This window comes from Bacillus sp. EKM501B (assembly GCF_011800505.1).
Lineage (GTDB): Bacteria > Bacillota > Bacilli > Bacillales > Bacillaceae_G > Bacillus_A > Bacillus_A cereus.
The window spans coordinates 93,100-115,251 of the sequence record NZ_JAALFZ010000011.1 but is presented as its reverse complement, the minus strand read 5'-3'; the positions used below and the strand labels follow the sequence as shown (position 1 = coordinate 115,251).

Here is a 22,152-nt window from a genome sequence, read left to right as displayed (position 1 = left end):
TCGCTAGAGGCGATAGCTGTTTTTTTATTCTTCATAAAATCTTAAGAAATCTCCTCAATTTTTGTTAAGAAATAATAGTTATACTTAGAAACAAGTTAAAAACTATTGAACGAATGAGGAGAGGTTTATATGCAACTCATAACATTCTTACATGAATTTATTAAACATCCGAAACATACTGGTGCAATTGCGCCAAGTTCAAAAATATTAGCAAAGAAAATGGTAGATGTAATTGATTTTAATAAAGCGAAATGCATTGTAGAGTTAGGTCCTGGTACAGGAGTCTTTACGAAAGAAATTATGAAGAGAAAGAAGAAGGAAACAATACTTCTTCTTATTGAAATTAATGAAGTGTTTTGCAAGGAACTAAAGAGAAAATTTAAAGATGAGCAGAACGTCATTGTTGTACACGGTTCAGCCGAAAATATAAAAAAGTATATAGAAGATCTCAATATAGAATGCGTGGATTACGTTTTATCGGGATTACCTTTTACCTCTTTACCAGAAGAAGTTTCAAAGCGTATTTTAAACAATGTAATGGAAGGGATACATGAGAATGGTGAATTTATTACATTTCAATATTCACTTGTGAAAAAAGGATTTATACAGCACTTCTTTCCTGAAATTACGCTAGAGAAAGTGTGGCTCAATTTCCCACCAGCGTATGTCTTTAGCTGTAAAAAAGAGCTAAGGAGAGCATATGCATAATGGAATTACATGAATTATTATCTTATATTGAACAATACGGTTATTGGGCATTATTTTTCTGTTTATGGTTAGGTATTATTGGTATGCCAATTCCAGACGAAATGATCGTAATGAGTGGTGGCTTTGTATCTTCACTAGGGATATTAAGTGTCATTCCTGCATTTTTATTAACATATTTAGGTGTTGTATCTGGGCTTTCTTTAGGTTATATATTAGGGAAAATATTTGGTACGAAAGTACTTGATAAGCTAATGAAAAAGAAAAAGGCGAAATATCTTTTGAAATCTCAACAAATGGTAGAGAAGTATGGTCATTATGCGTTAGTCACAAGTTACTTCATACCAGTTGTAAGACATATCGTACCGTATTTAGTTGGAATGAATAACATGCCATTTAAGACGTATGCTTTGTATTCTTATACGACAGGATTTGTTTGGACACTCGTTTACTTTGTGCTCGGTGCTTTATTTGGACAACACATTGAAAGTATTGTAGCGATTGCGATAGAATATGGCTTGTATTTTGGCGTGATTGTTTTTATTGTTACAGGTATTCTTTATTTATATAGACAAAAAAGAATCACACTGATGAGTAAATAGAAGTAAAGAAAGTTTCTTCCAGTATGAAGGACAAGATAGGATTATAAGTATAAAATTATCTTTATTTAATGGTGAAATATAGGTAAGTAGTTAAGGGAGGAAGAGCGTTGTGCTACTCATTTTTAGCCTTATCTTAATTGGAATTATGTGCAGTATGAAAATAGTATCTTTACACATGATAGAACGACAAAAGGTAGAGGAACGATATGTATATTGTCCAAAATGTGATACAAAAATTAGAAGAGGAAATTCAGCTCCTTTTTGTTCGAAATGTAATTTAATATTTTTAAGTAAACATTAATCCACCTAGTTCTCTTTCGTTTGTTTATTAGCTAAAATGGATTATGAATAACAATAGTATGTAAACGAAAATAAATATAAATGTACACATGGAGTGTTATATTTGGAGATTTTAATCATAGTAGGATGTCTAAACTGTATGGATGTTAACCTTTTTAGAGAAAGATATCCCAGCTAATTTAGTTTGGAAGATTGAAAGAATAGATTGAAAATAGATGAGAAGTGGAGTGCATATGATGGAGACACAAATCGTTATTGGAGTACCTGGTTTATGGAAAGATAGAACAGAATTAATACAAGAAGTTGTGAGTAAAAGTAACTATATATTAGCGGGAAATGTTATGCACCATAAGGAGAAAGAGATTGGCTTTGAAATTGATATATATGAACAAGAGGATCCATTTTATAATCCGTGTGGGGTATGGAAGTTAGAGAGTGCTTCGGCAAAGAAATCTATCTTTCAAAAATTGGGGAGTGTGCTAAAAGGGTGGAAAAATACATAAAAGAACAGAAGAGTATATGTGATAAATATAAAGCGGAGTATGTAGAATCTCCGAATGATTTGAAATTAGGAATAGCGCAAAATGTGAAAGATGGTATCGCTCCGATTAATGGGTTACGAATGCCTATAGAAAATGGAACGACAGGTTGGTACATTTGGGCTGGTGAAGAAATGGGGACAGAAGAAGATTTCTTTCTTCCTTTACACGTTCAACATATTGATGAATGGGCACCTGAAATAAAGAAGTATTTAGGGTTACCACCTGGTTGGAGATTTTTAATTGCTGGAGATTACGAGGACGTGTGGTATGATCCGAATTTGTTTGATGAAGATTTAGAAGAGGATGCAGATGAATGGGAAGAAAATATGCTACAAGAGTATGGATGGTACATGCATAGCATATTAGCAGAAGATATTGATGGCATCCATGCTAATTATCATACGCATGGTCTAAGAGATAACTTTAATCATCAAGATTTACAAATAGCATTAAATATGGATCCTGAAGTCGCGCATAGTGTTTTTTGTACCATAATAGAAGAAATAAAGAGCGGAAAAAAGTTTGAACAAGGGATTGAGTATACGAATATTATTGAAGGATATCCCATTATTATGAAGTCTTTCGTAGAGATGGATCGAGAAGTTTTGAGGGTTTTATTACCTGATGAAAGAGGGATTCTTCCTACGAGGCCAGAGTGTGATGAATGTTATAAGACTCAATTGGATAGTATTGAGGAAATTTGATAAAAAATAGCTTGAAACCATTCAAGCTATTTTTGAATTATTACATATGCTGTAAAGTAGGTTTTCGATTTGTAGTAATATCTGCTACTGAATAACGTTTCGTTTTATTAGTGCCAGTTAGCCCATTTCGTATTTAGCATATTTTTTTCTTCTTCTGAAATTATATTGTCTTTATACCAGGGTAAATGTTTACAGGTGAAATTATCAGCTACCCTTACGGCATTATAAAAACCGTTACTAATAAATTTTTTATTGTAAACAGCAAAAGTTGTATCAATTCCAGCGTTGAAAACTTTAGGGTTATTGTATTTAGTTATAGGAAAAAGCCAATACTGCATTTCCCATTCTGTTACTGTACATTTTTCATTTGACATGAGCTCTCTGTTGAAATTAGAAGTAGGTATAATGTCTAAAGCAAGGCCGGCTTTAAAGAGTGAAAGCTCGATTGTTAACTGCTTTAAATACTCTAAAAAGTTATCTGGCATTTTTTCATTAAAAGATAAATCAGGATCAGTTACAGCAAAAAAATCTGGAAGTAAATCGAAAATATAAGGAACGGCAAAAAAACGTGGTCCATAGTTGGCATTATTTTTCACTAAATTATATTTAGTTGATATTTGCTCATAAAAAGCAAGCAAAGCGGGAGCGGTTGAATTATTGTCCCAAATCCATATATCTTCACTTTTTATCTTTTTGTTTTCTAATTGTTTTAACATATTTTTCACATAAGTAAGGTTATTGAAGGCTATTACTATTATAGGAATGTTTGAATTATATTTTAAGTTTTCTATATTAGAGAGACTTAGTTCGTTCTTACATTCGAACACGATTTATAACACCTCCGAGCAAAAATAAAACACACTGCATTAGAAGCAACAATATTCCAATATATGCGTAAGTAAGAGAAATGGAATCGGTGTACGGCCTATATATGATGGAAGTAGGAAAAGCATTTTTGTTAAGATAGATTGAGTATACGAATAGTGATGAAAGAGGAATTTTTCTAGCTACATGAGAGCACGGTAAACGTTAGATAATATTAATGAAAAGGTGATACATGTGCAAAAAGAGATTTTAAGGTTATTAGATAAAAAGCAAAGTAACTATGAATTTCCTGCCTTTGATAATGAATATATGGATATTTCACAAGTGAAATTCTCTCTTTTCTTTAAAGATGCTAAGGATTGGCTAATGGTGTTTCAAATTGTGGGTGTAGGTTCATTAGGTGTATGTAATGATATTCAAGTATATGGCGATAGAATTACTCATTCAATGGGTGATGATTGCATTTTACAATTAAATAATGGCGATTATGAGTTGTTTGATGATGAAGGTGAATTTATACCGAATATTTATAACGGCAGTTTAAAAATTCGCGAGCATCATTTTGAATATGAATTTACAGAAGAGGATTATATAAATAATGGAATAGAAGTACAAACGACAGAGCATTATCCAACATACTTTATGCGTATGCTTGCTACTAATGAGGAAGCTCAAAAATTATTGTGGTGGGATAAAGGAGAAATTTTAGAAGAGTTCGGTTTAGAAGGCGACTGGGAAGTAGCGTATGAAACGGAAGAATGGAAACATGTTGAAGACGAAAAAGTAAGTGAAAATGAATTCTTCCAATCAGTAGCCGCTGCAATAGAGAAGAAAGATCCAAGTGTTATTGTGAATGAAAATGCTAATACGCATTGGAGAAATTGGGTAGAGTTTGATTGTGACTGAAAAGGATAGGAGAAAGAATGACAAATGAAAAGAAGAAGAAAATCCGGAGAAAAAGTACAAATGCATCGTTTTGCACTACCTCTATGCTACGGAAGTGAAGCACCATATTATTATTACGAGGTAGCGCCCCATGAAAGAGAGGAACGCTTCCATTTAACATCAGATCTTTGTGTAATGGATGGTGAACATTATTTTATTAGAGGATGTTTAGAGATTCCTATAATTGACTACCACGAAAATTTCATATGGACTGTGTGGGTATCACTTAGTAAAGAAAGTTATGATGAAGTATTAGAAAAGTGGGATGAAAGAGGCCGAGAAAATAGTGATCCTTATTTTGGTTGGTTATCTGTAGAAATACCAGTTTATCCAGAAACATTAAATTTAAAAACAAATGTACATATAAGAGAAGTTGGAATGGCACCGTATGTTGAATTAGAGCCAACCGAGCATCCTTTAGCGATCGAACAAAGAAATGGAATTACTTTAGAGAGAGTTAAAGAAATAGAGGAAATGATCCAACAATATAACTAGATTAGAAGAGAAAAAACGAGTGCTAGCACTCGTTTTTTTATTACACAACCGCAGGATTATAAATCATCGTAAAGTGTCCTGGTAATAATTCAATGTGACAAGGTGTATGAAGCGAGCTTTCTCCATCTGTATCTACTTCTTTTTCTTCTTTCGTTTCAATATGAATGGATTTCGCTTTTACGTGGAAGATGTCATTTTCATTTGAGTCTTCAAATAGTTTCTTTCCGATGTAATCTTTAAATGCTTGAATACCTGTTGATTTGACTACGAAAATATCAAGTGTTCCGTCATCACATTTTACGTTCGGAATAAAGGATGGAATACCACCAAGATATTCACCATTTCCAACCATGACAAGGACAGCTTCGTCTTCATATACTTGTCCGTCATAAGTAATTTTTACTGGGAATGTTTCAGCATTTTTTACAGTTCGAATTGTGCTTAAATAGTAACCAATTTTACCAAGCTTTGCTTTTTCTTCTGCATCGATATTGTTTGATACTTCAGATACGAGTCCAATGCCCCAGAAGTTTAAGAAATGTTGTTCATTTGCTTTTGCAACGTCAACTGGTTTTATATGTTCTTTTGTAATAAGTTTTGCCGCTTCTGCAATGTTTTGCGGAACACCAAGTGTGCGAGAGAAGTCGTTGCAAGTTCCACCTGGAATGATTGCAAGTGTAGGTCTAGTTTCGAGAGGTGCTAAGCCATTTGTGCATTCAAATACTGTTCCATCACCACCAAAGACGATAATTAAATCTACTTTACTAGCAAACTCTTGGCAATATTTTGTTGCATCACCTTGTTTTTTCGTATGAAGGATATGTAGATCAGGAAAAGCTGCGGCAAGAGGTGGTACGATTTTCGTTAAATTTGTATGTAAGTCACCTTGACCAGCTTTCGGATTTACGATGAGGAGTACTTTTTCAAATTTTGTCTTTGTCATATTTCATCTCTCCCTGTAGTTTGTAATGGAAAGAAAGGAGCTGTTCCCATGTATTTTAGAACAGCTTCTCCCTATTAATTGGGTGCTAAGATTGTCAGTTATTGTCGGTAAGTCGATATATTTAAAAAATCGCCGATATACATTTTATGTACTATCGATTTTTTAAGTTATACGATTATTCCGTTACAACTGAAGCAATGAATGGTAAGTTACGATATTTTTCCGCACAGTCGATACCGTATCCAACGATGAATTCGTCTGGAATTTGGAAGCCAACATATTCAGCTGTTAAGTCTACTTTACGACGTTCTGGTTTATCAAGTAATGTACAGAACTTGAGTGCTTTTGGTTTATGCATAAAGAAGTGATCTTTTAGGAAATGAAGTGTTAAACCAGAATCGATAATATCTTCTACAACAATTACGTTTTTCCCAGTAATGTTTACGTCGATATCTTTTAGTAGTTTCACTTTTCCTGTTGTTTCTGTTTGATTTCCGTAGCTAGATGCAGAAATAAAGTCAATTGTTACATCATTTTTGATGTTACGAATTAAATCAGCAGCAAATACGAATGAACCTTTTAATACTGCGATAACTACAATTTCTTCTCCTTCAAAGTCACGTTCGATTTGAAGTGCTAATTCTTTAACTTTTGCTTGTAATTGTTCTTCAGAAATTAAAGTGTCTTTTATTTCAATATTCATTGTAATCCTCCTACAGTGTAAAACTTATGAACATTCCGACTGTAAAGGATAGAATAGAAAAAGTCAAAGGAGATAGTAATTTTTTACAAAGGTAACGACAAAATCATCTGATGATATGATATACTAAGTTTATTAAGAAAACGCTTCCATGAAGGGTGAATATGATGAAGAAGAAACAGTACACAAGTGTAACATTTATAAAAGCATTACTTTTAACAATTGTTCTTGGCCTGTTGGCTTACGTAATTGATGTACCTGCGATTCGTATTTCATTAATTGGAATGACTTTAGTGTTAGGAGCAATTTCGCACGGTATGATGTCGCAGCTAAAAGAAGCTGGACTTGATGATATGAGAGATCATATAGATAAAAAGTAAGAAACCTTCATTATATAGAGTGAAGGTTTTTTTGTTTCTTACAAAAATGTAAGGTAGTTGTAAGGCAAATCGATAGTTGCATAAGAGCATTTTGGATAAACTATGGGTGTAAGGTAAAAGGCAAGCATATTTTAGGTAAATTAAGTTTTAGGCACTCTATATGTGAAAAAGGAGTAGGAGGGCATGGAGAAACGTTGGACGACCTTTTCTTTTTTAGCGACTAGTAACACCGTAATGCTAGATGGAAAAATAGATTTTTTGCACTTGTTTGATCGTGAAGATGATCATTCTTCTTCTAAATTTACAATGAAATGGAATAAATGGAGCGAGAGTTGTAGGTTTGAAGAAGAGGCCCCTAACGAAGAGCAAAAGATTATTTTAACAAACCCTATTAAAGCGTGGGTTGTTCAACGTCGTAAGTGTAACGTCAAAAATCACTTCAAGAAAACTGAGCCGAGACAATTAGTTATCGCTCCGGCCCGTTCTACTTCCAAATCACGCGAAAGTAACATGTAAATAATTGAGACACACACCCGAAAAAACATCGTACATATTGCGATGTTTTTTTCTTTTTCTACAATGAAATCTTTAAATGAAATATATTTCATCTGCATCTTATATTTATATCTCTTGCTTATTCTAGTAATACATCCGATGCGAGTAGATGTGAATAAAATTTAAGGAGAGAGTGAAAATGAAAAAGAAACTATTACCAATTTGTGCAATGGCACTTTTAACAGTAGGATATTCTTCAGTAGCGAGTGCGGATACTGGAACAGTAACAAAGGAAGAAGAAGCGCAAGTACAACAGGATAAAGCTAAAAAAGAAGAAGCAATTAAGGAACAGCAAAAAAGTGAAGTAGAGAAAAAGCAAGCGGCACAAGTACAAGAAAAAAATGATATGGCTAAAAAAGAGGAAGCAATAAAAGCTGAGAAAAAAAGTGAAGAAGAGAAAAAGAGAATAGCGCAAGAACAGTTAAAAAACGATATGGCCAAAAAAGAAGCAGCGATAAAAGCCGAGCAAAAGAATGAAGTAGCTAAAAAAGAAGAAGCAAAGCCAGTTGTACAAGGTGAAAAATTACCAAATACAGCATCAAATAATGTAGCAATGATGGGATTAAGTGCATGTCTTGTAGCGGTAGGTACATTATTTGGTTTGAATCGTCGCAATAAGATTAAAGCGTAAATAAAATATTTTCCTATAAAGAATGGGATAATTTCATATATTAAAAATGGTAGGTTACTCCTACCATTTTTGGCATGGAGGAATGAAGAATGAAGTTACTCAATTATATCGGTATCATATTGATGGCTATAGGGCTATTCATGGGATCCTATTATGCTGTGGAATGGTATAAAGGAAGAAGCTCTGCCGGGCAATTAACGGCAGAAGAAATAAAGAGCCTTAAAAATATACAAGGTACTCAACTTTCTCATGAAACACCTGTAACTTCTCAAGTGCCTTCTTCTCAAACAGAACATAAAGAAGGAGAAAAGGTAGCGATGTTAAACATACCGAAAATAAAGAAGAAGTTTTCTATATATTGGGGAGCAGATGATATGACTTTGAAAAAAGGAGTGGGTATGTTCGTTAGTGATTTAACGACAACTCCATCTGGAGGGGGACATACTGTACTGAGTGGACATCGAGATACTGTATTTACAGATTTAGAAGAGTTGAAAGAAAAGGATACCCTTGTTTTAGAGTATGATAATAAAACGTACACATATGAAATTCAAAAGACATGGATTACTCATGCGGATGATCGTACTGTTATTATAAAAAAAGAAGAACCGATATTAACACTGACAACTTGTTACCCATTTGATTATATAGGGGATGCACCAGATAGATATATTATCGAGGCGAAGTTAACTGGCAGTTATTCAAAGTGAAATTATAGTTTCTGAAAGCGAGAGGGGGATATATAAGTTATGTCAAAAAACATTTTAATTGTTGAAGATGAAGACATATTACGTGAAATATTAAAAGATTATTTTTTAAGTGAACAATATGTAGTGTTTGAAGCGAGGGACGGGAAAGAGGCTTTAGTTGTATTTGAAGAAGAAGAGGTTGATTTAGTTATTTTAGATATCATGTTGCCAGAACTCGATGGATGGTCTGTTTGCCGAAGGATTAGGAAGACGTCCGAGGTGCCTATTATTATGCTGACGGCGCGTGTAGATGAAGACGATACGTTACTTGGTTTTGAACTTGGAGCAGATGACTATGTGACGAAGCCGTATAGTCCTCCAATTTTATTAGCAAGAGCGAAACGATTATTAGAAAGTAGAAAAGCATCGAAGAAACCTTTAGAGAACGAAGATGATACGTTATCGATTCATGGCATCCATGTCCATTTTCCGTCGCGTACTGTTACTGTTGATGAGGCAGATGTTAGTTTAACGCATACGGAGTTTGAAATATTGGTGTATTTCATGAAAAATCAAGGAATCGTTTTAACGCGAGAGCAACTCATTTCAAGAATTTGGGGATATGAATTTGCTGGCGATGATCGAACGGTGAATAGCCATATTCGTAATTTAAGAAATAAATTAGGAGAGAAAGCAAAGTATATTACAACTGTAGTACGAACTGGTTATAAATTTGAGGGGAATGTATGAAGAAAGGAATTGTACTAAAATTATTTACTCTTACAACAGCATTATGTATGTTGATTTTAGCGACGATATTTATTGGACAAACGATATTTTTTAAACAATATTATGCGAATCGAAAAGTGGAAGATATTAAAGTGAATTTAAATTCTTTTGAGAAGAATTATTTAAATTATGCAGGAAATGCAGAAGAAATTCAGAAACTAGAGCAAGACTTTTTAAGAGAAAATAATACGTGGATTACGACATTAGATAAGAACGGGAATTTAAAACATGCAGATGATTTTTATTTTGAAGTAACGATAGATCGTAGGCAACAAAAGAGCTTTGGACAACAAATATTTAAAATTCCCTTAGGTAATCTCGTCAATATAGAGGAAATTGATAATAAATTATCAGAGCAGTTTTTAGGGCAAGAAATTTATTTTTCTGGAGTGAGAAAAGAAGATAGTTTTATTCCATTCTCTTTTTCTTTATCTAAGCAGAATTTAAGTGGATCTAATAAACCGTTAGAAAAAGCATTTAATGAGAAAATGAGCAAATTAAATGAGGAGAAAAAGAGAGCAGTTGAGGAACAACTTGTTAAGGAAAAGAAACCAGCTGTTCAGGAGCAAGCTGCTCAAGAATTAAATGTTTACATAGGAGGACGTGTTACAAAAGTACAGTTACCAGATGTAAAAGGTCCTGTGAATCCAATTTATAAAAATGGCATCTTCTTAGATAGCATAAAAGAATTTCAAACTAATTTATTATTAAAAGAGAGCAAGCCCATACAATATACAACACAAACAATGGACTATGAGAAAAATGATATTAAATATAAATTATTAATTAAGCCAATAGAAAAAGACGGATCAGTAACATATATTTATGCGATGGCTTCTTTACAGCCCGTAGATGAAGCTGTACAAATGGTGCAAGATTACTATATCTATATCATTGCATTTGTAGTTGTTCTTATTTTTTTAGCTTCGTTCTATTATTCAAAACAAATTGCCAAACCGTTATTAAAAATAAATGATACGACGAAGAAAATAGCACAATTAGATTTTACAGAAAAAATACCGATTACTTCAAAAGATGAAATTGGAGATTTATCGAAAAATATTAATGTGCTATCAAATAAACTCCATTCCCATATTGGACAGTTAGAAGAAGATATTGAAAAGGAAAGAAAGTTAGAAAATACACGGAAAGAATTCATTTCTGGTGTTTCGCATGAATTAAAAACACCGCTAAGTATTATGAAAAGTTGTATTTCCATTTTAAAAGACGGGGTAGCTGAGCATAAAAAAGAGTATTATTTTCAAGCGATGGAGAGAGAAGTAGACAAAATGGATACTTTAATTTTGGATATGCTTGAGTTAGCTAAATTTGAATCTGGTACATATAAAATGAAAAAGTCTTCGTTTTATATTGATACAGTAATTGAAGATATATGTGAACATCTATCTGTGGAAATAGAGAAAAAAGAACTTCATGTTCATAAAAATATACATTCATTTGAAGTGATTGCAAATCAAGGCCGGATTGAACAAGTCATCGTTAACTTCATTACGAATGCCATACGTTATACACCAAATAAAGAAGATATTATTATTTCTACAATAGATGAGAAGGATCGTATAAAAGTGTGCATTGAAAATAAAGGTACTCACATTGAAGAAGAACAATTAGATAAAATTTGGGATCGTTTTTATCGAGTGGATACAGCTCGTCAGCGTTCACAAGGTGGGACGGGACTTGGGCTTGCTATTTCTAAAAATATTTTAGAATTACACGATGCTGAATATGGAGTGAAAAATACAGAAGACGGTGTATTATTTTACTTTTACTTACCGAAAAAAGCGTAGATAATGCATGCTACGCTTTTTTTAATTTATTTTCATATTATCTTTACCTAATCTTTATTTTTAAGCGATATAATCTGGTTAGAAAATGAGGTTATGTAAGGAGTCGATGAACCGTGCATAGCAATTGGCTAAGTATAATGGTATTTATTTTCTTTTGCGCATTTATTGTATTTTTAATTAATATTACGATATGAAAAAAGAGCGCTCATTAAGCGCCCTTTTTTTGTGTATTCATTTGATAAGCACTGATGCTTTTGAATAAGCGTGGGGAAGTGAGGAATAAAAATATAAGTAAAACTGTACATAAAATAAAAGAACCAAGCATTGTACTTCCATTTACGATTAATGAATATAACACAGCTGATTGACCTTTCGGCGCATATTGTCCCCAGAAAATAATACCGGCAATAAAGTGACAGAAATAGCGAGCAAAGCTACCGACAAATGTAGCAAGGATAATGTAAACAAGGATTTTCTTACCATGGTTTTGTTTTGCTGAAGGTTTTTCATTGCGACTACCTAAACTTGAATGTTCTTCACTATTTTCATTAGACGTTAAAAGTGCTTTTTGAATTGGACGATAGAATAAGCCAGCAAATCCGATAAAAGCAAAGGCAATGAAGTACTCAATGAATGCTTGAACAGGTGTTAAAATGTAAGCATCCCCCACGACTATTTGTAATAGTCCCCAAACTAAACCACCTAAGAAAGCTGATTTAAAGCCCCAGCGGTAAGCGATAATAAAAATAGGAATCATAGCGAATGAGATAGAACCGCCTGTTGGAAGTTTAAGTGATAATGGTAAAATATCGATAATCATGGCGAAGGCTGCAAGAATAGCAGATTCGATCATCGCTTGTAAATTAGTGTTACGCATGTTGTCTCCCCCTAAATCCAAGTTGTACAAAAAAGAATAGATATCATAGGAGGATACGAAATACGTAAATAAAAATGAGGTATGTATTTCGGACGTTTGCACAATCCCTGCGTTAGCATTAACTAACAGGTTCGAAGGGTCGGAACGAAGTGTTCCCTCTCAGCGGCATGGCTCCCCCAGTGATAACGAGATTCTTTATTTGCTATTTTTTATTGTAAGCGAAATGGATGAGAATGGCAAACGAATACAGTATGACAATAATTGAAATAGAATTGTAGCGAAATGTTAATAAATATGAAGCAAAAGGGTATAGTACAAGAGAAATTGGGTGTGGTATAATTTTTTTGAAAATAATTATCATTCTCTTCTGAGGGGGAAGGTTATGAGTTTAGTAGATATTAAAATTGGAGAGAAAGTGTTAGTAAAAAGTATTCAGTCTTTAGATCAGCTATTAAAGCGTAGACTAGCTGCTTTCGGTCTTGCTGAAGGAAGCGAACTTCGCCTGAAACAGAAAGCGATGTTCAAAGGTCCTTGTACATTGGAGTGTCGTGGACAGTTAATTAGTATTCGTCATTGTGACGCGAAAATGATAAAGGTGGAATTAGCGTGAATAAGGTAGCTTTGCTAGGGAATCCGAATACAGGGAAGACATCATTATTTAATGCACTTACTGGTTCTTATGAGTATGTAGGAAACTGGAGCGGTGTAACAGTAGAAAAGAAGGTTGGTAAATTAAAAGATAGACAAGGAACATTAATTGATTTACCAGGTGTTTATGATTTAAATCCAGTTTCACGTGATGAAGGTGTTGTAACAAACTTTCTATTAACAGAAGAATTTAATCATATGTTAAATATCGTAGATTCCTCGCAGTTTGAAAGAAATATGCATTTAACGTTGCAATTACTTGAATTTGGTAAGCCAGTCTCAATTGGTTTAAACATGGTTGATGTGGCGAAGCAAAGAGGAATTGTCATTAATGTAAAACGATTATCAGAACTATTAGGTGTAACAGTCGTTCCTGTTGTTGCAAGAAGTGGAAAAGGCTGTGAAGAACTGCTTACGACTCTTAAAGAAAATGACAAAAAAGAGAAAAAGCCATTCCTTATTTCATATGGTGTACAAATGGATGAAGGAATTGGAGAAGTAATTGCTCTTTTAGAGACAGCGAATTACGAGCATCCGAGATGGTTAGCACTTCAATTTTTAAGCAATAACGAAGTAGTAGAAAAAGAAATGAAAGCATTACCAATTTATAAGGAACTCATAGCCATTCGATCTCGCTTAGAAGGAGAACTTGATTGTACGTTAGAAGAGCACATTTACAAAACTCGTGAAGCGTATATTGAAAAGTTAAAAACAAATGTTATGAAGCATGAGAAAGAAGGAAAAATTCCTTTTTCAGAAAAAATTGATAGATTAATTACACATAAAATTTTAGGACTTCCAATCTTTTTAGCAGTTATGTTTTTTATTTTTCAGGTTACGTTTACGTGGATTGGTACACCTTTATCTGATATGTTAGATGAGTTTTTTGGTGGCCAGCTTACGGATTGGGTGACGGCTGGACTTACAAGTATTGGAGCTTCTCATTTTATTCAAGCACTCGTTACAGAAGGTATTATTGCCGGTGTTGGTGCTGTATTAGTATTCGTACCACAAATCTTTGCACTATTCTTTTTCATTTCATTATTAGAAGACTCAGGGTATATGGCGCGAATTGCAGTTGTTATGGATAGAATTATGGAGTTTTTCGGCTTAAACGGAAAAGCTTTTATTCCGATGATTATCGGTTTTGGATGTAACGTTCCAGGTATTATGGCTGCGAGAACGATTGAACAGGAGAAAGAACGTTTACTTACCATTTTAGTAACACCATTTATGTCTTGTTCAGCACGATTACCTGTATATGCATTATTTGCGGGCGTATTCTTCCCGCATAGTCAGGCGACTGTTGTATTTTCTTTATATGTTGCAGGGATTGTTCTTGCGTTATTAGTTACAAAAATTATGTCTCTTACGATTTTGAAAGCGGAAAAGTCTATTTTCGTAATTGAATTACCGCCTTACCGTGTGCCACAAGCGAAAACATTATGGCTGAGCACGTGGGAGAAAGGAAAAGGATTTGTTCGTAAAGCTGGTACATTCATCTTTGGTGGTTCGGTTGTCATTTGGTTATTAAACTATGCAGGTCCATCAGGATTTGGTGTTGATATGGGAGACAGTTACTTAGCGATGATTGGTGGATTTATCGCACCGCTATTTGCACCGCTCGGCTTCGGAACGTGGCAAGCTGCAGCATCCCTTTTAACAGGATTTTTAGCGAAGGAAGTTGTCGTTTCAACAATGGCAATTATTTATGCAGTTAAAGAAGATGTGCTTGGAAACGTAATGGGAGCACATTATACAGCATTATCAGCTTATGCATTTATGTTCTTTATTTTATTATACGTTCCATGTTTAGCGACGGTGGCTGTTATTAAACGTGAAACAGGATCAGCGAAATGGACGATTTTCTCAGTCGTTTACCCGCTTGTTGTTGCTTATGTATTAACGCTTATTATATACCAAGTTGGATCTTTACTAGGATTCTAAAAGGAGATGTATAATGATGGTCAATATTATAATTGGAGCTATCATTTTTGGTTATGCAGCATACACGTTAGTTAATTTTGTAAAGAGAAGTAAAAAAGGAAAATGCGCAGCATGTTCTTTAAATAAGTCATGTCAGTCGAAAACTTGTAGTCCAGATATGGAACAAGTTGCTCATAATAAATAGAAAAAAGCTTTGCGAATGTCGCAAAGCTTTTTTGTTTTACTTTTTAATTTTTACAAGTTGAGAAGCTTCGACGCCGTTGTAACCAGGGAATTCTTTACTTGGGTCTTTATCAAATTTTAATACACCTACAGATTTTTCATCACCTTTTACATTGTTGTAAGTTGCGTCATCGACAATCGCATACATATCTGTATATGCACGGCCACTTCCGATAATTGTGTTGCCTTCATATTTTAATTTCGCTCCATCAAGTGTAGCATTTTCTACTTTTTCTTTTGCAAATAATACACCTTGTTCTGTTGTTACAGCTGGTAATTTATCAAGTGGTTTCGTGTTGTCTTTTTCATCAACTTTGCTAAGTAACTCTTTTTTCACTAGTTCCTCACCAGTTTTCTTATCCATTACAAGAACTTTTTTACCATCTAATGTTGTCATTTTCATTTTATAGAAGTCTTTTTCTTTCACTTCTTTTTTGTTTTTATCTGTAATTTGCTGAACTTGTTCTTCTGAGCCGTACAGTACAAAACCGTTCGCTTTCTCTCCTAATAAAGAACAACCTGATAATGCTCCAAGTGAAATTGCTGCTGCTAATCCGATTCCTACTAATTTTTTCATGATGATTTCTCCTTTTATATGTTTTATATTAAATACAATTTTTGTATTATTGCTTACAAGTGAAGAAGCTTGTTTGTTGCTTCTGGTATTAGTGTATAAGAAATATCAGAATGCAACTATCGAGTTAGCTTACAGTAACATTACACTTATGTAATTTAGTGAAATTGCACAAAAGTAAGTTAATTTCAAAGAGGGATAATGAGAATATATTAGAAATACAATATTGTATATAGAATGTCATATTATAATGGATGTATTTTGGAAATAACATGTAAGGACATATTAGTTTTGTTATAATAAACACATAGGCTGTAAAAATGAATATTCTTTACTGTAAAGGGAGATTTTTCAGTTTTCCAAGTAGTGAATTTGAAATATGAGGTATATCATAGGAGGAATTTAGATGTCTGTATTCAAACGATTAAGAGATTTAACAATGTCGAATGTATATTCATTAATTGAAAAAGCGGAAGATCCAGTTAAGATGACGGATCAATATTTACGCGATATGCAAGCGGATGTACAAGAAGCTGAGAAAAGTGTAGCAGCTCAAATCGCGCTTGAGAAGAAATTCAAAATATTATTTGAAGAGCAAGAAGCACTTGTGAAAAAACGTGAAGAGCAAGCTCATATGGCTGTTCAAGCTAATAACCTAGATCTTGCGCGTCGTGCATTAGAAGAAAAACAAAATGCAGAGCAAAAGATGAATGAGTATAAAGCAAGCTATGAGCAAAATAAAGCTGCTGCTGATAACCTGCGCCTAAAGCTAGAAGAAATGCGTAAGCAATTAAATGAGCTGAAAAATAAACGTGAGACACTTGTAGCGCGTGTAAATGCGGCGAAAGCACAAAAGAATATTAATCAGGCGATGTCTGGATTTGATTCAAACTCAGCAAAAGCTGGTTTAAGCCGTATGGAAGAGAAAGCTCTTCAATTAGAGGCTGAAGCAGAAGCAAGCGGTGAAGTTTATAAGAAAGAAAAATCATTAGATGATGAATTCGCAAGCTTAAACAAAAATTCTGCTGTTGACGATGAATTAGCTCGTATTATGAAGCAGTATGAGAAATAATATAGAATAAAGACAAATGAACCGACATGTCTAAATATATTCATGTCGGTTTTCTATTATATTTAGAGGAGGTTTTGCAATGACATGGATGAATGTAGTTGCCATGCTTGTATGGACTGGAGCGAGTGCAGTACTTTTATTTGCAATTATGTGGGTTGATTCAATTTTTACAAAATACAATGATTTAAAAGAAATTAAAAATGGAAATACAGCTGTAACAACTCGTTTTATTATGAAATTATTTGCACAAGGGTACATTTTATCTCAATCAATTACGAAAGCAAATGACTTATGGCAGGCACTTCTTGCTTCAGCAGTTTCTTTCGTTATTTTATTAGTGGTAGAAATGTTTATCGAATTTGTATTAAAGAAAATGTCTGGTCTTGATTTAGAAGAAGGTACGAAAGAAGGTAGCGTTGCACATGCGATGTTAGCCGGATCATTACATATTGTTGGTGCACTAATTTTAGGTGCTTGTTTATAAAGAGAAAAGGAGGGGTAGATCATGAGTTTATTTAAACGAATTAAAAATATAATGAAAAGCCCAGAGCCACCGAAGCCGGAAAAGAGTCTTTTAACGTTAGCTCCTGGCGATATGATTGAAGTGTCATTAGTTATGTATGAATTAATTGGGAAAACGAGTATGCATTCGCGTAAGGAAATTGTTTTGACATTGCAAGATGGAAAAGACATTCGTTATTTAAAAATTGAAGATCGTGAAAATACGTATTACAAATTATATACACCAATTGATGGTCGCTTAGATTCAATTGATGAAATTCCGACGACAATTGAAATGGATGATACCGAGTACCATATGGAAGAACAATATAACGGACGTGTTGTTGTTATGGGAAAAACTCCATTCTCAGCTTCAGAAGAACAGCACGTATGGGAATTCCAATCAGACAATCGAAAATTATTGCGTATTGAATGGCAAAATGGTCGCACAATGATGTATGAGGGAGAAGCAATCATTCCTGCTGATGTACAAATTATAAGAGCAACGTAAGGGGGCGTAATCATGTCAAACCGATTGTTTACCATGATTAAATCGTTTGTAATCCCTATACTTGCTATCGTTATATTACTTGTTGTTGCTGGTTATGCCTTATCAGGTTGTCAAGGCGGGCAGACAAAGTCGATTCAAGACCGTTATCCACTTGAATCTGTTGCCAAGGAAGGTAAACAAGAATCTTACGTGTATAGGGCCGCCAATCGGTCAGTTCCTGAAGTAGCGAAGGAACTCATTAACGAAAGAGAACCGAAGCAAGCATCTAAAGAAGACGAAAATCAAATGTTCCTCGTTTATTCTGATAAGATTTATAACCTGCAAAAGGATAAAGAGAAACCATCTGATACGTTAATTGAAATAAGTAATAAAGAATTTGTCCGTCAAAATTACCAACCGTCCTTCTTGCAAGGATATATTATGGGTAGCATATTAAACGATATATTCGGTTCAAAAAGATCATCATCCGGTGATTACCGAGGATATAATGACAGACAAAATCATCAACCAGTTATTCCAGAAAGACCACCTACGAAAGAAGAAAAGAAAACCCCACCTCCAATTACGAAGGAAGGGAAAGGATCTATCATTAAGCGAGGCGATAATGTAGATTCGAAACCATCAGTAGGTGATAAGGGAAGTATTACTGAAAAAGGAAGTAATACGACGCCCCCACCTTCTACTGGAAGCAAGGGGAAAATTACGAAAACACCAGGCGGTTCAAGCGGATCAGATGTGAAGCCAAAATCATCTATTAAAACGCCGCCAAGGAATACATCTCCTCCGAAAACGAGGGTCGGTGGTTCAGGAAAGATTACGAAGAGAAGATAGTGTAGAGACCGAAAAGTGTAAATTGCTTTTTGGTCTTTTTTTGTTATGGGAATTAATCCCTTTCAGTTGGTACGATTTAGGCATAAGGGGGGAAGTAAAAATATATCAGCGATTATTGGAATATATCGACCACAACTCAAAATATATCAGCGATTATTGAAATATATCGACTTACCGACAAAAACTGACAACGATAGCAACTTAATAATAAAAAGAGGGTGTGCCAAAATTTTGGCACACCCTCTTTTATATAACGATTAATGAATATCACGTTTCTTGAAATTACCGCCTTTTACTTCTGCTACGTCATAAACTGTAATAAAGGCGTGTGGATCGATTTCATTAATAAGTTCTTTCATTTTACTTTCTTCTAAACGGTTAATTACGCAAGAAATTTCTTTGAATTTCTCTCTTGAATAACCACCGTATACTTCGTTATATGTTGCACTTCGGCCTAAACGATCGCGAATTGTTTCTACCATTAATTCAGGCTCTTTTGTAATAATTTTAAATGCTTTTGAACCACTTAAACCAACTTCAACGATATGAATCACTTTCGAAGCGATAAAGTAAGCAATTGCCGAAAGGATAGCTCCTTGAAGACCGAATACCGTTGATACGAAAATAAATACGAACATGTTTAAGAATAAAATAAGGTCACTCGTTCCAAATGGTAACTTACGAGAAAGCAATACAGCAAGCATATCGATTCCATCTAATGCCCCACCGTTACGTAATGCTAGTCCCATACCAAAACCGATGATAATACCACCAACAACTGTAACTAATAATGTATCGCCTTCAATAATAGCTGGTATTCCGTGCATGACAACGGTACCTACTGCTAATGAAGCAATTCCGATAATAGAATAAATCGCAAAGCTTTTACCGATTTGCTTATACCCTAACCAAACGAAAGGAATGTTAATAACTGCGATTAGAGCTCCTAATGGCAATCCAAATAATCTTGAACTAACGATACTTAAACCAGTCACACCACCGTCTGATACGTTATTTGGAATTAATACTGCTTCTAATCCGTACGCTGTGATAAATGCCCCAATAATAATCATCAAAGCTTTTGAAGCAATTTTTAGCTTATTGGGCTTGTTTTTGATAATTTTCTCCATATAATTTCCTCGTTTCAAACTAGTTTCTTATTTGTTACGTCATTCACACCTAAATTTTATTTTAACATTTAATTTGAAAAAATTCTCCTTTAATGGATGTATGCAGGGAATATTATCATCATATTATCTTTAAAATATTTTTGAAATCAGTATAAGAAATCCCATCCTTTCAAAGGATGGGATGCTATTAAGAAAATATAAAACTAAGTATTGATACGAATAAAGCGAAACCTAAAATAGTTCCACATATTTTCATATGGCGCTTACGTCCCATTACGACAATCGCAACATATTCGCGAATCATTGCGTTAGGCCAGTAATAAAATGCAGTTTTTGACCCGATTCCTTGGCTATTAAGACCAGCTTGTCTAGCGTATATGCCAGCGCGGAAAAGGTGGAAATTATTTGTGGTAAAAATACTTTTATATTTACCTTCAGGTTTTAAAGAATCCATAATTTCTTTAGAGAACAACATATTTTGATATGTGTTTACAGAGCGATTTTCTTGCACCGTATGTTCAAGAGGAATTCCTTTTTCAACAGCATAATTTTGCATTGCTTCTGCCTCTGGAAGACCTTCATCTGGACCTTGACCACCAGAGAAAATAATTGTTGGTGGTGTATTTACAGCTGCTTGTTTCCAATAGAAGTCGATAGCTTTATTAATGCGGCTTGCAAGTAATGGTGGTACTTTATCATTAATTAAGCCGCTACCAAGAACGATGATGAAATCTTGATTACGTCTTGGTCTGTTGAATTGGTATAAAAAATATGCACTTAAGAAGTTAGATAAGTGTATAAAGAAATAGAAGCTTATAAGAGAAATAGCTGCAAAAATAGGCTCTAAATGCGATGAGACCAAACTTGCTGGGTTTATGATAGGGAGTAACATAAAGAATAACATCCCTAAAGCAGCAAGGAGTGTTAAACAGTTAGTGAACCGTCTTCCTTCTCGCTTCATTAAAATTCTAGCATTAAGAAATAGCCCAAACATTAAAGCAACAATACCGAAAGGAAGCATAATAAGAAGTGCTAAAATAGGTAAAATTATAATATAGCGTAGGACATCACTACTTGAATTTACAGATATAATCACACAAAAAAGAAGGAAAAAACAGACAAAGGAATTAAATAAAAAGCCGTTTATTATTTTTCGCGGATCTTTTAAATATGAGATAAGAAAAATAATAAATAATATAAGAGGAATAATTCCGAAATACATCATAAATATAGTACACCTCAATTTGTATAAGAATTTGACATACCTTTTATATTACATGATTTTATAAGTGAAAATGAAAGAAAAAGGATTTTGAATTTTCTCAATAAAATATATGGATACATATGTTACAATATATTCAAAGCGATATATTAAAAGTAAAATGGTTGAAAAGGCACTCAATAGAGTGCTTTTTCTTTTTGTATGCAATTGTGCATATTATATTTTTTTTCAAATGAAGAGGATTACAATATAATTTGTAGACAGACTTTATAAAGCAGAATTTAATACAAACATTTCCCTCTACTTTTTGTATCTAACAATCGTATAACAATAAATAATTCTGTTTTATAGTGTCTGTTTTTGAAAGGTGTCTTTTTTGAAGGCACCTTTTTTTATTAGTATAGATAGTTTTCACTGTTAGCATAGTGTAAACTATCTATACTAAACATTAGCAATCTTCCGTATAAATATTATCAATTTACTATATATTCCAGTGGTGTTAACCTACATATGAAAGGCTTTCTTTTTCAAAATATTACCCCTAATAAAATTTTGAAGAAGTCAACTGTCTCCAAACTTGTCTTTATGCTTAAAGAAAAAGCACTCAAATTGAGTGCTTTTTCTTATTGAAACATGCTATTTTTCTAGGCGATTTTCATAAAATAAAAGTAAAGAAATGAAAGTGGGTGACAAAATGCCGGCAGTTGTGGAAGGTGTTATTATTGAAAACTGCAATGGAACAATTAATGTAGGGGATAAATATAACGTACAGCCGATTGAAAAGACGAAAGCTTATAATGGATCGGGATCATCAAATACAGGAATGAAAGTACAAACGTTTAGCGGGATTAGTACGGCGGATGTAAGGGATAATGATGCGTATGATCAAGTTATTCAATCAACGTTATAATTTTAAAATGCAAAATTGCATAAAGTAACATGTTTGTTGTATGTTACACTCTAGCTGTGAGCTGTTAATGATTCTTCTGTATTATAGTTGTTAG

28 protein-coding genes and 1 riboswitch are annotated in these 22,152 nt (G+C 33.8%); of the genes, 21 read left to right on the top strand and 7 right to left on the bottom strand.

Annotated features, from left to right (window positions below; genetic code table 11):
* Positions 1-129 precede the first annotated feature (129 nt).
* The 5 genes from HFD78_RS19765 (at position 130) to HFD78_RS19745 (ending at position 2,853) form a co-directional block, all read left to right on the top strand.
* Positions 130-708 (top strand): class I SAM-dependent methyltransferase, encoded by a 579-nt coding sequence (locus tag HFD78_RS19765; protein WP_001176068.1) that lies wholly within the window; start codon positions 130-132, stop codon positions 706-708.
* Positions 708-1,307 (top strand): DedA family protein, encoded by a 600-nt coding sequence (locus HFD78_RS19760; RefSeq protein ID WP_000418920.1) that lies wholly within the window; start codon positions 708-710, stop codon positions 1,305-1,307. Before HFD78_RS19765 ends, HFD78_RS19760 begins: the two co-directional genes overlap by 1 nt.
* A 109-nt stretch (positions 1,308-1,416) precedes the next feature.
* On the top strand, positions 1,417-1,608 hold the full coding sequence (locus tag HFD78_RS19755; RefSeq protein ID WP_097813958.1) for a hypothetical protein: 192 nt from the start codon (positions 1,417-1,419) through the stop codon (positions 1,606-1,608).
* Between the two features lie 232 nt (positions 1,609-1,840).
* Entirely contained in the window at positions 1,841-2,110 is a 270-nt protein-coding gene (locus HFD78_RS19750) for a hypothetical protein (protein WP_000970753.1), read from the top strand.
* Positions 2,095-2,853 (top strand): DUF4262 domain-containing protein, encoded by a 759-nt coding sequence (locus HFD78_RS19745; RefSeq protein ID WP_000417356.1) that lies wholly within the window; start codon positions 2,095-2,097, stop codon positions 2,851-2,853. Before HFD78_RS19750 ends, HFD78_RS19745 begins: the two co-directional genes overlap by 16 nt.
* Before the next feature lie 107 nt (positions 2,854-2,960).
* Here HFD78_RS19745 and HFD78_RS19740 read toward each other — a convergent pair whose 3' ends face one another.
* Entirely contained in the window at positions 2,961-3,680 is a 720-nt protein-coding gene (locus tag HFD78_RS19740) for a glycosyltransferase family protein (RefSeq protein ID WP_000461059.1), read from the bottom strand.
* 232 nt (positions 3,681-3,912) lie between these two features.
* Between HFD78_RS19740 and HFD78_RS19735 the strand changes: the two genes are divergently transcribed.
* Both HFD78_RS19735 and HFD78_RS19730 read left to right on the top strand, forming a co-directional pair.
* The gene (locus HFD78_RS19735; RefSeq protein ID WP_001168352.1) at positions 3,913-4,584 is read left to right on the top strand and encodes a DUF7003 family protein; all 672 of its coding nucleotides are present in this window, start codon (positions 3,913-3,915) and stop codon (positions 4,582-4,584) included.
* A 24-nt stretch (positions 4,585-4,608) separates the two neighbouring features.
* Positions 4,609-5,118, top strand: a complete 510-nt coding sequence (locus HFD78_RS19730; protein ID WP_000830212.1) for a DUF2199 domain-containing protein — start codon at positions 4,609-4,611, stop codon at positions 5,116-5,118.
* Between the two features lie 40 nt (positions 5,119-5,158).
* On the opposite strand, the gene HFD78_RS19725 is transcribed toward HFD78_RS19730, so the two are convergent.
* Both HFD78_RS19725 and hpt read right to left on the bottom strand, forming a co-directional pair.
* Positions 5,159-6,061 carry a diacylglycerol/lipid kinase family protein gene (locus HFD78_RS19725; RefSeq protein WP_000167895.1) on the bottom strand — a complete coding sequence of 301 codons (903 nt, stop codon included), beginning with the start codon at positions 6,059-6,061 and terminating at the stop codon, positions 5,159-5,161.
* A gap of 175 nt (positions 6,062-6,236) precedes the next feature.
* The gene (hpt, locus tag HFD78_RS19720) at positions 6,237-6,764 is read right to left on the bottom strand and encodes a hypoxanthine phosphoribosyltransferase (protein ID WP_001019298.1); all 528 of its coding nucleotides are present in this window, start codon (positions 6,762-6,764) and stop codon (positions 6,237-6,239) included.
* Between the two features lie 161 nt (positions 6,765-6,925).
* On the opposite strand from hpt, the gene HFD78_RS19715 reads away from it, so the two are divergent.
* From HFD78_RS19715 to HFD78_RS19690, 6 genes are all read left to right on the top strand, one after another.
* A complete protein-coding gene (locus HFD78_RS19715) occupies positions 6,926-7,141 on the top strand; it encodes a hypothetical protein (protein ID WP_002001286.1) in 216 nt (71 codons plus the stop codon).
* Between the two features lie 183 nt (positions 7,142-7,324).
* A complete protein-coding gene (locus tag HFD78_RS19710; protein WP_098219777.1) occupies positions 7,325-7,657 on the top strand; it encodes a hypothetical protein in 333 nt (110 codons plus the stop codon).
* A 178-nt stretch (positions 7,658-7,835) separates the two neighbouring features.
* On the top strand, positions 7,836-8,327 hold the full coding sequence (locus HFD78_RS19705) for an LPXTG cell wall anchor domain-containing protein (protein WP_098219774.1): 492 nt from the start codon (positions 7,836-7,838) through the stop codon (positions 8,325-8,327).
* Between the two features lie 89 nt (positions 8,328-8,416).
* The gene (locus HFD78_RS19700; RefSeq protein ID WP_000771596.1) at positions 8,417-9,037 is read left to right on the top strand and encodes a class D sortase; all 621 of its coding nucleotides are present in this window, start codon (positions 8,417-8,419) and stop codon (positions 9,035-9,037) included.
* A 39-nt stretch (positions 9,038-9,076) separates the two neighbouring features.
* Positions 9,077-9,766, top strand: coding sequence for a response regulator transcription factor (locus tag HFD78_RS19695; protein ID WP_000041848.1), 690 nt, complete (start codon positions 9,077-9,079; stop codon positions 9,764-9,766).
* Positions 9,763-11,613, top strand: coding sequence for a sensor histidine kinase (locus HFD78_RS19690; protein ID WP_087967184.1), 1,851 nt, complete (start codon positions 9,763-9,765; stop codon positions 11,611-11,613). Before HFD78_RS19695 ends, HFD78_RS19690 begins: the two co-directional genes overlap by 4 nt.
* Before the next feature lie 208 nt (positions 11,614-11,821).
* Here the strand turns inward: HFD78_RS19690 and thiT are convergent, their stop codons facing one another.
* Positions 11,822-12,490, bottom strand: a complete 669-nt coding sequence (gene thiT / locus HFD78_RS19685) for an energy-coupled thiamine transporter ThiT (RefSeq protein WP_001246585.1) — start codon at positions 12,488-12,490, stop codon at positions 11,822-11,824.
* 86 nt (positions 12,491-12,576) lie between these two features.
* Positions 12,577-12,678: riboswitch (TPP riboswitch) on the bottom strand.
* A 194-nt stretch (positions 12,679-12,872) separates the two neighbouring features.
* Between thiT and HFD78_RS19680 the strand changes: the two genes are divergently transcribed.
* From HFD78_RS19680 to HFD78_RS19670, 3 genes are read left to right on the top strand one after another with little or no spacing between them, the layout of a single operon-like run.
* Positions 12,873-13,100, top strand: a complete 228-nt coding sequence (locus HFD78_RS19680) for a FeoA family protein (RefSeq protein ID WP_000060512.1) — start codon at positions 12,873-12,875, stop codon at positions 13,098-13,100.
* Positions 13,097-15,085: a ferrous iron transport protein B gene (feoB, locus tag HFD78_RS19675; protein WP_001044850.1), complete on the top strand. Its 1,989-nt coding sequence runs from the start codon at positions 13,097-13,099 to the stop codon at positions 15,083-15,085. The genes HFD78_RS19680 and feoB overlap by 4 nt, the downstream gene beginning before the upstream one ends.
* A gap of 13 nt (positions 15,086-15,098) precedes the next feature.
* A complete protein-coding gene (locus HFD78_RS19670; RefSeq protein ID WP_000989593.1) occupies positions 15,099-15,269 on the top strand; it encodes a FeoB-associated Cys-rich membrane protein in 171 nt (56 codons plus the stop codon).
* 36 nt (positions 15,270-15,305) lie between these two features.
* Here HFD78_RS19670 and HFD78_RS19665 read toward each other — a convergent pair whose 3' ends face one another.
* Positions 15,306-15,884, bottom strand: coding sequence for a lipoprotein BA_5634 family protein (locus tag HFD78_RS19665; protein WP_000737502.1), 579 nt, complete (start codon positions 15,882-15,884; stop codon positions 15,306-15,308).
* A 403-nt stretch (positions 15,885-16,287) separates the two neighbouring features.
* Between HFD78_RS19665 and HFD78_RS19660 the strand changes: the two genes are divergently transcribed.
* The 4 genes from HFD78_RS19660 (at position 16,288) to HFD78_RS19645 (ending at position 18,796) form a co-directional block, all read left to right on the top strand.
* Positions 16,288-16,953 (top strand): PspA/IM30 family protein, encoded by a 666-nt coding sequence (locus HFD78_RS19660; protein ID WP_000110280.1) that lies wholly within the window; start codon positions 16,288-16,290, stop codon positions 16,951-16,953.
* Positions 16,954-17,032: 79 nt separating this feature from the next.
* On the top strand, positions 17,033-17,437 hold the full coding sequence (locus tag HFD78_RS19655) for a DUF350 domain-containing protein (RefSeq protein ID WP_000220087.1): 405 nt from the start codon (positions 17,033-17,035) through the stop codon (positions 17,435-17,437).
* Positions 17,438-17,458: 21 nt separating this feature from the next.
* The gene (locus HFD78_RS19650; RefSeq protein ID WP_000051744.1) at positions 17,459-17,965 is read left to right on the top strand and encodes a DUF4178 domain-containing protein; all 507 of its coding nucleotides are present in this window, start codon (positions 17,459-17,461) and stop codon (positions 17,963-17,965) included.
* A gap of 12 nt (positions 17,966-17,977) precedes the next feature.
* Complete coding sequence (locus HFD78_RS19645) at positions 17,978-18,796, top strand: DUF4247 domain-containing protein (protein WP_000071185.1); 819 nt, start codon at positions 17,978-17,980, stop codon at positions 18,794-18,796.
* A 257-nt stretch (positions 18,797-19,053) separates the two neighbouring features.
* Here the strand turns inward: HFD78_RS19645 and HFD78_RS19640 are convergent, their stop codons facing one another.
* A complete protein-coding gene (locus tag HFD78_RS19640) occupies positions 19,054-19,926 on the bottom strand; it encodes a YitT family protein (RefSeq protein WP_000411244.1) in 873 nt (290 codons plus the stop codon).
* Positions 19,927-20,113: 187 nt separating this feature from the next.
* Positions 20,114-21,151 carry a YdcF family protein gene (locus tag HFD78_RS19635; protein WP_000990101.1) on the bottom strand — a complete coding sequence of 346 codons (1,038 nt, stop codon included), beginning with the start codon at positions 21,149-21,151 and terminating at the stop codon, positions 20,114-20,116.
* Between the two features lie 673 nt (positions 21,152-21,824).
* On the opposite strand from HFD78_RS19635, the gene HFD78_RS19630 reads away from it, so the two are divergent.
* Positions 21,825-22,058: a spore germination protein gene (locus HFD78_RS19630; protein WP_002062565.1), complete on the top strand. Its 234-nt coding sequence runs from the start codon at positions 21,825-21,827 to the stop codon at positions 22,056-22,058.
* Positions 22,059-22,152 lie beyond the last annotated feature (94 nt).